Annotated in this window: 13 protein-coding genes; 10 read left to right on the top strand and 3 right to left on the bottom strand. The window is 56.1% G+C overall.

The genetic code is table 11. The annotated features are described in order from the left end of the window. Positions 1-435 (top strand): chemotaxis protein CheW (locus GJT30_14890; GenBank protein ID MSM40899.1); only part of this gene is annotated, 435 nt, incomplete at its 5' end. Positions 436-557: 122 nt separating this feature from the next. Here GJT30_14890 and GJT30_14885 read toward each other — a convergent pair. Continuing rightward, positions 558-788: a hypothetical protein gene (locus GJT30_14885; protein MSM40898.1), complete on the bottom strand. Its 231-nt coding sequence runs from the start codon at positions 786-788 to the stop codon at positions 558-560. Between GJT30_14885 and GJT30_14880 the strand changes: the two genes are divergently transcribed. The 9 genes from GJT30_14880 (at position 787) to GJT30_14840 (ending at position 12127) form a co-directional block, all read left to right on the top strand. Then, positions 787-2955 (top strand): PAS domain S-box protein, encoded by a 2169-nt coding sequence (locus GJT30_14880; GenBank protein MSM40897.1) that lies wholly within the window; start codon positions 787-789, stop codon positions 2953-2955. The genes GJT30_14885 and GJT30_14880 overlap by 2 nt on opposite strands. A gap of 707 nt (positions 2956-3662) precedes the next feature. After that, on the top strand, positions 3663-4526 hold the full coding sequence (locus GJT30_14875) for a chemotaxis protein CheR (GenBank protein ID MSM40896.1): 864 nt from the start codon (positions 3663-3665) through the stop codon (positions 4524-4526). Between the two features lie 193 nt (positions 4527-4719). Then, positions 4720-5787: a chemotaxis-specific protein-glutamate methyltransferase CheB gene (gene cheB / locus GJT30_14870; protein ID MSM40895.1), complete on the top strand. Its 1068-nt coding sequence runs from the start codon at positions 4720-4722 to the stop codon at positions 5785-5787. 57 nt (positions 5788-5844) lie between these two features. Next, positions 5845-7086 carry an EAL domain-containing protein gene (locus tag GJT30_14865; protein MSM40894.1) on the top strand — a complete coding sequence of 414 codons (1242 nt, stop codon included), beginning with the start codon at positions 5845-5847 and terminating at the stop codon, positions 7084-7086. A gap of 123 nt (positions 7087-7209) precedes the next feature. Further along, on the top strand, positions 7210-7968 hold the full coding sequence (gene kdsB, locus GJT30_14860) for a 3-deoxy-manno-octulosonate cytidylyltransferase (protein MSM40893.1): 759 nt from the start codon (positions 7210-7212) through the stop codon (positions 7966-7968). A 96-nt stretch (positions 7969-8064) separates the two neighbouring features. Continuing rightward, entirely contained in the window at positions 8065-9669 is a 1605-nt protein-coding gene (locus GJT30_14855; GenBank protein MSM40892.1) for a CTP synthase, read from the top strand. A gap of 11 nt (positions 9670-9680) precedes the next feature. After that, complete coding sequence (gene kdsA / locus GJT30_14850) at positions 9681-10508, top strand: 3-deoxy-8-phosphooctulonate synthase (protein MSM40891.1); 828 nt, start codon at positions 9681-9683, stop codon at positions 10506-10508. Positions 10509-10569: 61 nt separating this feature from the next. After that, complete coding sequence (locus GJT30_14845; GenBank protein ID MSM40890.1) at positions 10570-11535, top strand: KpsF/GutQ family sugar-phosphate isomerase; 966 nt, start codon at positions 10570-10572, stop codon at positions 11533-11535. A 73-nt stretch (positions 11536-11608) separates the two neighbouring features. Continuing rightward, on the top strand, positions 11609-12127 hold the full coding sequence (locus GJT30_14840) for an HAD-IIIA family hydrolase (GenBank protein ID MSM40889.1): 519 nt from the start codon (positions 11609-11611) through the stop codon (positions 12125-12127). An 81-nt stretch (positions 12128-12208) separates the two neighbouring features. Here the strand turns inward: GJT30_14840 and GJT30_14835 are convergent, their stop codons facing one another. After that, a complete protein-coding gene (locus GJT30_14835; protein MSM40888.1) occupies positions 12209-12619 on the bottom strand; it encodes a response regulator in 411 nt (136 codons plus the stop codon). Between the two features lie 113 nt (positions 12620-12732). Next, positions 12733-13653 (bottom strand): NAD(P)H-binding protein, encoded by a 921-nt coding sequence (locus tag GJT30_14830; GenBank protein ID MSM40887.1) that lies wholly within the window; start codon positions 13651-13653, stop codon positions 12733-12735. Positions 13654-13666 lie beyond the last annotated feature (13 nt).

The following is a 13666-nucleotide window of genomic DNA, read 5'->3' as shown; positions in this document are numbered from 1 at the left end:
TTTGCGGTTGATGTTGCCAAGGTTCGCGAGATCCTGGATTTCAGCACGGTGACAAAGGTGCCGCAGACGCCTGATTTCATGCGCGGGGTTATCAACCTGCGGGGGAGCGTGGTGCCGGTGGTTGACATGCGGCTGAAATTCGGGATGACGGCAACGGCGAAGACGGTGAACACCTGCATCATCGTAATGGAGATTATGCTGGATAACGAGACAGCCGTGGTGGGGGCTCTGGCCGATTCGGTGCAGGAAGTGCTGGAGCTGGAGCCGGAGAATATCGAGCCAGCGCCGCGGATCGGAACCAAGCTCAACACGGATTTCCTGGTGGGGATGGGGAAGCACAATGAGAGCTTCATCATGATCCTGAACATCGACAAGGTCTTTACCCTGGATGAGCTTTCGGCTGTCAAGGAGGGGGGGGAACAGCGAGCCGCATAAGGTCTGGGCAGATCAAAAACATATGGGTACATTGATCTGATGCGGTTCCACTGTTGACAAAAATAAATGGGTTCATTTCTGAGCAGAAGCTTCACAGTTGCCCACTGTGAAGCTTCTGTCGTTTAGGCCATGGCTTTCATGCCCGGAGAATTTGGACGGAAGTATCCTTTCATGTCGATTGACGCGGTATTTTGAAGGGTTGCCTGCAGTGTGTATCTGCGTACAATAGAAAAAGCGGTTTCTTTGATCATGGATTTGGTTTTCCCCGTAGTCAGGCCTGGCAAACAATAATCCTTGCCTTGCCCTGGCAGGGGCATGCGGATGCAGACAAACTGAAGATCTGAGGTTTTCATGGGTACAGACCTGTCTGATTTGATTCTCAGTGTAGCCACAGAAGGGTTTTGGGATTGGGACCTGAAGGCCGATATTGCCTACTTGAGCCCGCGTTATTGCGAACTGACCGGTTACTCTGCCGAAGAGACGGTTTTTGATAGCGCTTTTTTCAAGAGCATCATCCATCCTGATGATCGCGAGCAGGTTTTTGCCATCATGCAAGAGCACCTGCAGGGAGTGCGGGATATTTCGCTGATAGAGTATCGGATGGTAGCTCGGGATGGAAAGGTCAGGTGGATAGAAGGCAGAGGTAAAATTGTTGCCTATGATGAGGATGGCGCTCCGTGTCGCATGGTAGGGACTATCGTCGATGTTTCGGAGCGAAAGAAGAACGAAGAAGCCCTGCGTAAAGGTCAGGAAGAGTTGAGAGTGCTCTTCAAGATCCTTCCTGTCGGGATATCCATCGTGGATATGGACCGCAGAATCCTGGAGATGAATCCTGCCTTGGAGCGTATTCTCGGTATCGATATGGAGCAATTGGCCAGCGGAAACTACCTGGGGTGGCGGTATCTCCGCAGTGATGGAACGCCCATGCCGTATGATGAGATCCCGAGTGTTCGTGCAATCCGCGAGCAACGCGATGTGCTGGATGTGGAAATGGGCATCATCAAGGAGAACGGGGCTATCCGGTGGGTTTCGGTAAGTGCAGCACCGCTTGTCGGCTCGGGTGCAGTCATATCAACTGTTGATGTGACCGAACGCAAAATTCTTACAGAAAAGCTGCGTGAAAGCGAGGAGTTGTATCGCGGCATTTTTGCGGTCGAGTCCGATGCAATCCTGCTGGTCGAGGTTGAGACTGGCCGGGTCATCGATTCAAATACCGCGGCATTGCAGCTCTATGGCTACAGCCAGGAAGAGTTTATGCAACTGGAAGTGTCACGGTTGTCCGCAGAGTCCCGTAAAAGCCTGGAGGCAATAGCAGCACACACGACCCAGGTTTCTCTCCGTTGGCATTGCAGGAAAGATGGCACGGTCTTTCCGGTGGAGATATCCGGGAGCTATCTTGCATTTCGCGGACGGAACATCCATGTGGCTGCGATTCGGGATATTAGTGAGCGAATACATGCGGATGAAGAGATCCAGAAACTTTCAACGGCCATAGAACAGAGCCCCATGGCGATTGTCATCACCGATTTGGCAGGGAATATTGAATTCGTGAACCCTCGGTTTAGCGAATTGACCGGATACAGCCGCGAGGAAGCACTGTTTCAGAATCCTCGCATCCTGAAGTCGGGCATCACACCGGCAGATGTTTACACGGACCTGTGGAACACCGTTCAGAACGGTGGAGTGTGGCAGGGTGAATTTCAGAACAGGAAGAAGGACGGCACACTCTATTGGGAAAGTGCGACCATCACTCCCATCAGGAAGCCGGACGGGACCATATCGAACTATCTCGCGATCAAGGAAGATATCACAGAGCTGAAGCAGGCCAGATTGGAGATGCTGCAGTACCAGTCGAAGCTGCAGGACATGGCATCGGAATTGTTGCTCGCTGAAGAACGGGAGCGATGGCAGATTGCCAACATGCTTCACGACCAGATTGGCCAGACCCTGGCACTTTCCGTGATCAGGCTTGGTGAACTCAAGTCGCTGCTGGTCGGTTCTGGCAAGGCTGGGCAGATTGTCGATGAGTTGCGAAATCTCATCGGTGACGCGGTCTCTGCGACCCGCTCACTTACCTTCGAGATCAGTCCTCCTGCCCTCTATCAGATAGGGCTGGAGGCTGCCATTGCCTCTCTCGCCGAAACATACCGGACCAAACATGGGTTGTCAGTTGATTTTGTGGGGTGCACAGAACCGGTTACATTGCCATTGGAGGCGAATGTTCTGCTCTACCAGTCAATTCGGGAACTTCTGATGAACATCCTCAAGCATGCTGGGGCGAAGTGTGCACGCATAACATGCCGGACAACCGGGAACAGCTATTCGATTTCCCTTGAGGATGATGGCAAAGGCTTGCCGCCGTCAGTCCGTGATGGCAAAGCAGCCGGATATGGCATTTTCAGCATTCGGGAACGGTTGCAGCACCTAAATGGCTCGATGGTGACGGAGTCCGGGACACTAGGGGGGCTTCGGGTCATACTGACTGTTCCACGATGGGTTGAGGGGGATCACGGGGTGTAATCCCGCTTCCGGCAAAATCTTATGATTTATCCGGGTTTGTCTGCGCTTGGTGCGGAACTTCCTGCAGTAGCGTATTTTGCCCGTGCGACGACTTTGTCTGTCGCGATTCAAATGAAAAAATACTAAAGATGTCGGGTGGCGTGACGATGGAGAATTGTGCACATTCATGTGTTGAGGTAAATTTAGGCAGTCTAAAGCGTGAAAGCTGCCGGCAGTATTGCTGTTGTGGGAGGGTGTGCGGATTTGAACCCGACCAGGGAGAAGAAAATGGCGGCAGAGGAAGGATGCGTAGTTGCTGAGAACATGTGCGGGTTGAGCAACAGCAGGCCTTGTCCGTTGGTAATTGAGCCGGATCGGGAGTGCTATTGTGTTAACCCGGGGAGCAGCAGTCTGCAGCCGGCACTGTTCTACTGCCGTGAACACTACGAGGAATGCACCATATATATCCGGGTGCATGGCCATGCTGAATCAAAGAGGAAGAGAAAACGCCGATGAGTTTACAATGTTACTGAAGAGCGTCGCCCTGGGCGGCGTTTTTTTTTTGCACGTCTCGAAAATGGGTTAGGTGTAAGGATCATCTGCAGTCGCCAGTGCAGAAAAGGCCACGGCTTTCGTCTCAATTATCGATGTTGCATGCCGATAAAATAGATATGTAATCATGTCGAATAATTTATATCTCACGAATATTCTGGGGAGGATGCCGTACCATGGATGAAAGTCAAAATCTCCATGAACGCTCGACTTCGATGTCGAACAAGGATTTTCAGCGTCTCAGCCAGTTCATCTACAAACAATGTGGCATCAAGATGACTACGGCAAAAAAGACCATGCTTGAGGCGCGCTTGAACAAACGCCTGCGCATGCTGCAGATGTATTCCTTTACCGACTACTGCGATTATCTGTTCAGCCAGAGCGGCATGGAAAGCGAACTGGTGCAGATGATCGACGTGGTTACCACCAACAAGACCGACTTTTTCCGCGAACCCGATCATTTTGAATATCTGGTGCAACAGGTCATCCCGCAGTGGGAACGCCGGCATGGTAACCGGGGGCGCAAGCTCTCCGTCTGGAGTGCGGGTTGCTCGACAGGGGAGGAGCCATATACCCTGGCCATGATCTTGAGCGATTACGCCGAAGAGAATCCCGGGTTCGCCTTCAACATCCTGGCGACGGACATATCAACGAGGGTTCTGGAAAAGGCGCGGCAGGCCATTTACGAAGAGGATCGGGTTGATCCGGTTCCCATGGCCATGAAAAAGAAATATCTCCTCCGCAGCAAGGATCGGAGCAATCCCCTAGTTCGGGTTAACCCGACTTTGCGCGAGAAGATCCATTTCAGGCGCCTCAATTTCATGGACGACGAATTCGGGATGCGTGAACCTCTCGATATCATCTTCTGTCGTAATGTGATCATCTATTTCGACCGACCGACTCAGGAGCAGGTTCTCAATCATTTCTACCGCCTGATGGCGCCGGGAGCTTATATTTTCATGGGCCATTCCGAGACGTTGAATGGTCTCGACGTCCCGCTGGTTTCGGTACACCCCACGGTCTACCGAAAAGTGCAGTGACCTCTCGGCCTTGTTGCATTTCGCGGAGAGGGCTGGCATGGGAAGGAGTGAGAGGTGAAGGTTTTGCAGCGGGCTCTTTCCGAAACGGTCGGCGGTTCTTCGCCGGCTCCTTGACGAATGAGCACGGGTGTGTAAGTTGTATCGTACGTAGCTAAGCTTCCGGTTCCCAAGAGAACGTTGAGAGGTACGTGCTATGAAAAAACTGATCAGGGTTCTCGTTGTCGATGATTCAGCGGTCGTGCGCCAGACCCTGGCGGAAATCCTCAATTCTGATCCGCATATCGAGGTCATGGCTACTGCTTCGGACCCGTTTGTGGCTGCAGAGCGGATTCGCGAGGAAGTGCCTGACGTCATTACGCTTGATGTGGAGATGCCGCGCATGGACGGCATCACCTTCCTGCAGAAGATCATGAGCCAGCATCCCATTCCGGTGGTGATGTGTTCAAGTCTTACAGATCAGGGCTCCGAGACGGCCCTCAAGGCGTTGGAGTGTGGCGCAGTTGAGATCATTACCAAACCGCGGCTCGGAACCAAGCAGTTTCTGGAGGAATCCAGGGTAAGGATCTGCGATGCTGTGAGAGCTGCGGCACAAGCCAGGCTTTCCAGTGTGACTCGACGTCCTCGTGAGGTGCAGCCCAAATTGTCTGCAGATGTCATCCTGGAAAAGCCGACGAACCGGGCCATGATCCAGACGACCGAGAAGGTGGTCGTGGTGGGGGCCTCGACCGGAGGGACCGAAGCGCTCCGGGTCTTTCTGGAATCAATGCCTGCCGACTGTCCGGGGATCGTCATTGTGCAGCACATGCCCGAAGGTTTCACACGCACCTTTTCTCAACGTCTCGATAGCCTCTGCCGCCTGTCGGTAAAAGAGGCGGAGAACAACGATACGGTTGTCCGCGGCAGGGCCCTGATCGCTCCCGGCAACCAGCATCTGTTGTTGAAGCGCAGTGGCGCCCGCTATTATGTCGAGATAAAGGAAGGCCCGCTGGTATCCCGCCATCGCCCGTCAGTGGATGTGCTGTTTCGTTCGGCAGCGCGATATGCGGGGAAAAATGCCGTTGGTGTCATCATGACCGGCATGGGTGACGATGGTGCCAAGGGGATGCTGGAGATGAAGGAAGCTGGTGCTCTGAATATCGCCCAGGACGAAGCGACCTCGATAGTGTTCGGAATGCCGAATGAAGCGATCAAGCTGGGGGGGGTCGATTTCATCAAGCCCCTGGATGCCATTTCCCGCGAGGTGTTACGGATTTGTTCGTAGGGGTGGTGAGCGTTATGAAGCGCAGGATGTCTCCGACCTGTGGTTACGAGGCGCGGTATGGGTGAAGAAAAATTCTTTCTCGGACGACAACCGATCCTCGACCGCAGCCAGAACATCGTGGCATTCGAACTCCTCTTCCGCTCGGCGGAAAAGGCCTATGCCGATTTCACCAATCAGACCCATGCCAGCGCCAGCGTTATCCTCAATGCCTTGACCGATTTCGGGATCGATAATGTGGTCGGGCGCCATAAAGGTTTCTTCAACGTCAACACCGACATGCTGATGAGCGACACCCTCGAACTCCTGCCCAAGGATCATGTGGTCATCGAGCTCCTGGAAAATCTCGAGATCAACGAGCAGGTCATTACGCGCTGCAATGAACTCAAAGAGAAGGGTTTCACCCTGGCAGCGGACGACCACACCTATTCCCCGGAATACGAGCCTCTCTACAAGATCATCGATATCATCAAGGTGGACATCCTGGAACGGCCGCTCGACCAGTTGCCGGCCATGCTCGGGCAATTGGGGCGCTGGCGCTTCACCTTCCTGGCGGAGAAAGTGGAGACCCGCGAGCAGTACGATGCCTGTGCCGCCATGGGATTTGAACTCTTCCAGGGGTACTATTTCTCCCGGCCGGTTGTCCTTAAGCAGAACCGGATCGATGCCGGGCGTACCACCCTGCTGAAACTCCTCAATCAGTTGCAGTTGGAAGCCGAACTGGCGGATATAGAAAATTCATTCCGGGAGAGCCCGTACCTGATCTATGGACTCCTGCGGCTGGTCAATTCGGTGGCGTTCGGAGTCAGGGAGAAAGTCCGATCGGTACGTCATGCCATCATGGTCCTGGGACGGCAGCAGCTCAAGCGCTGGGTGGTGCTTGCACTTTATGCGGGCCAGGATGCCCCGGCCATGGGGAGCCCTCTTCTGGAGCTAGCTTCGGTCAGGGGCCGTCTCATGGAAGTTATGGTCAGACAGATGACCCTGTATACCAAAGACCGGGATAGTGGCGATCGGGCGTTCATCACCGGTGTCCTCTCCCTGGTCGATGTCCTTTTCAGTACCGCCCTGGAAGAGGTGATTTCCACCTTGAACCTGACTGAAGACATCCGAACCGCGCTGCTCTACCGCGAAGGGTTCCTGGGGACCCTCCTGCAGATCGCCGAATTGATGGAAAAAGCCGATTTCAATGCTGCCGAAGAGCTGCTCAGTCAGGTCCAGCTCTCAACGGGCCAGTTGGCCGAGGCGCAGCTCGAAACCATTGCCTGGTCCAAGGGCCTGGCGGAATATGCCCCGCGTTGATTACCTCCTTGACACACTTCCTCCTTTTAGTGTAGCTTTATTCGTCCCACCCCATGAAGGGACGGCCGCATAGAAACGCCCACAGGGCGCTTTCAGGCCACTCCACCGCAAGGTCCCAAGGTCATGAAGATCACTGCGGTTATCCCCGCCAGGTATTCCTCAACCAGGTTCGAAGGCAAGGCGCTTGCCGATATTCTTGGCAAGCCGATGGTACAGCATGTCTACGAAAGGACCATCCAGGCCAAACTGGTCGGGTCGGTGATCGTGGCAACCGATGACGAGCGCATCGCCTCTGCCGTAAGGTCTTTCGGGGGGCATGCGGAGATGACCTCCCGCGACCACGAAACCGGCACGGATCGCCTTGCCGAGGTTGCCGCGCGGCTTGATAGCGATATCATCGTCAATGTCCAGGGGGATGAGCCTCTCATCGAACCGGCCATGATCGATGAGGCCATTGCACCGCTCATAAAGGATCCGTCGATCGTCATGGGGACCCTGAAATCCAGGATCAAAAACCTGCACGATTTTCTTTCCCCCAATGTGGTCAAGGTGGTGACTGATTGGGAGGGGTATGCGCTCTATTTTTCCCGCTCTCCCGTGCCCAACTTCCGGGATAAGTGGAACGATCTGAAGGACGAGGTGTTTGCCTCGGGGAAACTGCTCTGTTACAAGCACGTCGGTCTGTACGTCTATTCGCGGGAATTCTTGCTCAGGTTTGCCAAGATGCCCCCCACGTTCCTGGAGCAGGCGGAAAAGCTGGAGCAGTTGCGGGTTCTGGAAAATGGATGCCGGATCAGGGTCGTGGAGACCGCCCATGAATCCATCGGGGTGGATACGCCGTCAGATCTTGACAAAGTGTTGGAGAGGTTGAAAAAGAACTGAATTGTTTCGATATTGGACCGCTTGCATGCCGAGGTGTTGCACTGAACGTGGAGTCAACAGGTCGGCACTAGAGCGGTTCAATGTTGAGGAGCTGCCATGAAGACCAAATTCATTTTTGTTACCGGAGGAGTGGTCTCCTCCATCGGCAAGGGGCTTGCTTCTGCATCGCTGGGAGCTCTTCTGGAGGCTCGTGGCCTTCGTGTGACCCTGCAGAAGCTCGATCCGTACATCAACGTCGATCCCGGAACCATGTCGCCGTTCCAGCACGGCGAGGTGTTCGTCACGGATGATGGCGCCGAGACTGATCTGGACCTCGGACATTACGAACGCTACACCTCAGCCAAGCTCTCCAAGAAGAGCAATTTCACCACCGGCCAGGTCTACTATTCAGTGATCGAGAAGGAGCGCCGGGGGGATTATCTCGGCGGCACCGTCCAGGTCATTCCCCACATTACCGACGAGATCAAGCACAAGATCATCGAGAATGCCAAGGGGCACGATGTGGCCATCGTCGAAGTAGGGGGGACCGTGGGCGACATCGAATCGCTCCCCTTCCTGGAGGCGATCCGCCAGTTTCGCCATGACCGGGGGGCGGGCAACACCCTCTATCTCCATGTAACCCTGGTCCCCTATATCCGGACTGCCGGCGAGCTGAAGTCGAAACCGACCCAGCATTCAGTGAAGGAGCTGCAGGAGATCGGCATCCAGCCCGATATCCTGATCTGCCGCTGCGAACAGGAACTCCCCAAGGAGTTGAAGGCCAAGATCGCCCTTTTCTGTAACGTGGACGAGAAGGCCGTCATTACCTCTGCCGATGCCGAGCACATCTATGCCGTGCCCCTGGCCCTGCACCGTGAAGGGCTCGATGAGCAGGTGGTGGACAAGCTCAATATCTGGACCAAATCGCCGGATCTCACTCCGTGGCAGGAGGTTGTGGAAAAGCTGCGCAACCCTGCCCATGGAGAGGTGCGGATTGCCATTGTCGGCAAGTACGTGAACCTGGCCGATTCCTACAAATCGCTCAACGAGGCGCTGGTACACGGCGGCATCGCCAACGACTGCCGGGTGCGTCTCACCTTTGTCGATGCGGAAAAGATCGAGCAGGAAGGGGTGGACGGTCTGCTGGACGATGCGGACGGCATTCTGGTTCCCGGCGGTTTCGGCGAACGGGGAACGGAAGGGAAGATCATGGCCATCGAATACGCCCGGACGCGGCGGGTCCCCTTTTTCGGGATCTGCCTGGGGATGCAGATGGCAGTGGTGGAGTTTGCCCGCAACGTCTGCGGGCTTACCGATGCCTTTTCCAGTGAATTCAAGGTAGATTGCGGCAATCCGGTCATTCACCTCATGGAGGAGCAGAAAGGGGTATCCCGAAAGGGCGGAACCATGCGTCTCGGTGCCTATCCCTGTTCGCTGGCCAAGGGGACCTTTGCCCAGAAGGCATACGGTGCTGCCGATATCCTGGAACGGCATCGCCATCGTTACGAATTCAACAACGCGTTCCGTGACCGTTTGACCGGCAACGGGTTGGTCCTGTCCGGCATCTATCCCGAGGTAGACCTGGTGGAGGTGGTGGAGATTGCCGACCATCCCTGGTTCCTCGGCTGTCAGTTCCACCCTGAATTCAAGTCCAAACCGCTCAATCCGCATCCGCTCTTCCGCGCCTTTATTGCAGCGGCGCTCTCGAACAGAAAGGGCTGAAGGGGAGATCAATGACCAGGGAAATCGTTACGGGAAATGTGCGGATGGGCGGCAATCGGCCGCTCGTTCTCATTGCAGGCCCTTGTGTGATCGAGAACGAGTTGAACACCCTCCGCACTGCAGAGCGGTTGATGACCATCTGCAATGCCGTCTCCATGCCGCTCGTGTTCAAGGCATCCTATGACAAGGCAAACCGGACGTCGGTGGGCTCATTTCGCGGTACCGGTCTGAAAGAGGGGCTGCGGATCCTGGCCAAGGTCAGGGAGTCGCTGGAGGTGCCGGTACTCTCCGATATCCACTCCATAGAGCAGATACCCGCTGCGGCCGAGGTGCTGGATGTGCTGCAGATCCCGGCATTTCTCTGCCGTCAGACCGACCTGCTGGTGGCTGCGGCAAAGACCGGCAGGGTGATCAATATCAAGAAAGGGCAGTTCCTCGCCCCCTGGGATATGGAGAACGTGGTGGGGAAGGCCCAGTCCACCGGCAATGAACAGATCGTCCTCACGGAACGCGGGGTCACCTTTGGTTACAACAACCTGGTGGTCGATATGCGGAGCCTGCCGATCATGCGGGGTACCGGCTGCCCGGTAGTCTTCGATGCCACCCACAGCGTGCAGCTTCCCGGCGGCCAGGGAGGTTCTTCCGGCGGCCAGCGGGAATTCGTGGAGTATCTTTCCCGCGCTGCCGTTGCCACGGGTGTCGACGGGGTTTTCATGGAGGTTCATGAGAATCCCGACAAGGCGCTCTGCGATGGTCCCAATTCACTGAAACTCGACGACCTTGCCGATCTCCTGAAGCAGTTGAAGGCGATCGACCATATCGTAAAGCATGAGAAATGATGCGTGCGGCAGGGACTGCCCGCGTTTTCCGCACTCTTAGGCAGGAATGACTGGATATACCATGATAGTTCAGGAAGCAAAACGGGTCATACAGGTTGAGGCCGACGCCCTCAAGGCACTGGCGGAACGGATAGACGGCGAGTTTGAACGGGCCGTCGAGATGATACTGTCGTCCCGGGGTCGGGTGGTTGTCTCCGGCATGGGGAAATCGGGGTTGGTCGGCCAGAAGATAGCTTCCACCATGGCGTCCACCGGGACCCCGGCATTTTTCCTCCACCCCGCCGAAGGGATTCATGGCGACCTGGGCATGATCATGAAGGGGGATGTGGTGATCGGTGTCTCCAACAGCGGCGAGACCGAGGAGCTCTTGCGCATCCTTCCGGTGATCAAGCGGTTGGGAGCCCGGCTCATCGCCATGACCGGCAACCCTGTATCGACCCTCGGGCGAGCCGGCGATATCGTCCTGGACATCTCCGTAAAAGAGGAGGCCTGCCCCCTGGGGCTGGCTCCCACTGCATCCACCACCGCCACCCTGGCCATGGGGGACGCTCTGGCAGTTGCTCTGCTCGTTCAGCGCGGATTCAGCGCCGAAGATTTCGCGCTGTTCCATCCCGGCGGTTCTCTGGGAAAAAAACTGCTCCTCACGGTGGCCGATTTCATGCACAGTGGCGATGCCATGCCTCTGGTCAGCGAAGAGACACCCATGCGCGAGGCGCTCTTCGTCATCACTGCCAAAAAACTGGGAGCATCGGGTGTCGTGGATGCCAAGGGGAGATTGGTGGGGGTCATTACCGATGGCGACCTGCGGCGTGCCCTGGAGCGGGGGAGCGACATCATCAATCAGCCGGCCGGCGCTCTCATGACCCGCAATCCCAAGCGCATCAAGGGTATGGAACTTGCCGCCAAGGCCCTGCAGCAGATGGAGGAGTTCTCCATTACCTCCCTTTTCGTCTTCGAAGACGACACCTCTGATATTCCGATCGGTATCATCCACCTGCACGATCTTCTCAAGGCAGGACTGGCCTGAGCAGCTTAATCCCATTCAAGGAGGACGGCCCTGATGCTGCCGCGTCGCGACAGATGCCCGGGCCTCTTTTCAGATGAACGATCGACTCAAGGAGATTAAACTTCTGCTGCTCGATGTGGACGGTGTGCTGACCGACGGCCGCATCATCTATGATGCCAACGGTGTCGAGTCCAAGTTCTTCAATGTCAAGGATGGCCACGGTATCAAGATGGTCCAGCGGGCAGGGATCGAGGTGGGGATCGTCTCGGGCCGCCAGTCCCAGGTGGTTGCCAACCGCGCAGCCGAACTGGGGATCGACCTGGTCTATCAGAAGGCCCTGGACAAGCTGACACCCTATCTGGAAATCCTCCGTCAGAAGGGGCTTACGGACGCAAACGTGGCATTTGTCGGCGACGATATCATCGACATCCCGGTCCTGCGCCGGGTCGGTTTCGCTGCCGCGCCTGCGGATGCGCTGGATTATGTGCAGGAAGAGGTCCATTTCGTGACGCGGAACAGGGGTGGCTGGGGGGCGGTTCGCGAGGTCTGCGACTTGCTCCTCAAGGGGATCGGCGCCTGGGAGAGCGTGACGGCGCGCTATTACGGCGGGTAAAGAAGAAAAGAACGGTTGTGACGCTGCAGACGGCACTCTCTGGTAGAGAACGAGAACGACTGGCTCCCGTTTGGAAGCAGGCTAGCTGCTCTGGCAGTGTTGTTCGATGATTCTCACGAGTTCCTTGCTGTCGATCGGTTTGGTGAGATATGCCCTCGCTCCCAGTTCAAAGCAACGCTCCACTTCCCGTTCAAGGCGTGAAGAGCTGACAACGATGACCGGGATATCATGGGTGCGCAGGTTTGAGTGGGCCACCTCAAGAAAGTCCAGTCCATCAACCAGGGGCATCCTGATGTCCAGAAGGATCAGGTCGGGTTTGTTTCGGACCTGAGCCCCGGGGTGTGTGGTTTCATCCCCGAACAGATACCGGAGCGCCTGTTCTCCCTCGTGGACGACACTGACGTTGTTCTGGTCGAGTTTGGACAGAATGCGGCGGGTGAGGAATTCGTCATCGGGGTTGTCTTCTATCAGGAGGATTTTCAACTCGTTCATCGCACGCCCCTCCGGGCTGACTCGTGCCGTAACCTGGCACGAATGGTGATCTGCTTTCCCCGCTACGGGGGTGGTTGCTACCTTGCCTGCTGCTGCAGGTACATACGCAGTCCTTACAGGTGGTTTCCTCCTTTGGCCGGTGGTGTCTGCCAATTATCGGGCCTGCAGGAGGGGAGCCCCTCTGCCAGCGTCGGATAGAGGAGCGCTATCCCCAGGTGTTCCAGCATCCGACGATTATCCATCCGCCTGCTTTCGCTGAAGTAGGAGTACAGGAGCGGCGGCATGAGTCGTGCCGCTTCTTCCCTGTTCACCTGGGGAGGACGGGGAATACCGAGAAGGTCTGCAACGGCATTGAAGTATTGGGTCATGGTTCCATGCTCGCCGTCGCTGACATTGATGATGTCGCCATCCACCCCCTTGGCGGCGGCAGCGATACAGACCCTGGCAAGATCCTCCGCATGAATGCGGTTCGTTGAAGGCGCTTCATGCGCATTGAGCAGTGGCGTGCCGTTCATCAGGTGCATCACCGGCAACCTGCCCGGACCATAGATACCGGTAACTCTCAGGATTATGACCGGGACCCGTTCCTTTTTCCCCCACTCCGCAAGAAACGTTTCTGCATCGAATCGGCGCTTTGCCCGCGAAGTCTGCGGGTTGGGTGGTGTCTCCTCGGTAACGGTCATTTCCCCGCAATCGCCATACACTCCGCTGGTACTGAGGTAAATGACCCGTGCCGGTTTCGCATCCGGTGAAATGGCGGCACACCAGTTTCTCAGCCGCGTATCCCTGAACCCACCGCCGGGCGGGGGGGCAAAATAATAGACGATTGCACCTGCAGTCGGCAGGTTGATGAGTGATTCCGGTTCATCCAGATTCCCCAGAACAGGAGATATTCCAGGCTGTTGTAAGCGATCGGCATTTTCGGCAGTGCGAACGAATCCGGATACGTGGCAGCCGGTGGCGAGCAGGTGTCTGGCCACGCGTATGCCGACATCGCCGCAACCGACGATGAAAACCTTTTCTGCAGAGTTCATGAGACCCTCGGGA

Source organism: Geobacter sp. (assembly GCA_009684525.1).
GTDB lineage: Bacteria > Desulfobacterota > Desulfuromonadia > Geobacterales > DSM-12255 > Geoanaerobacter.
This window is presented reverse-complemented; position numbering and strand designations above follow the sequence as displayed.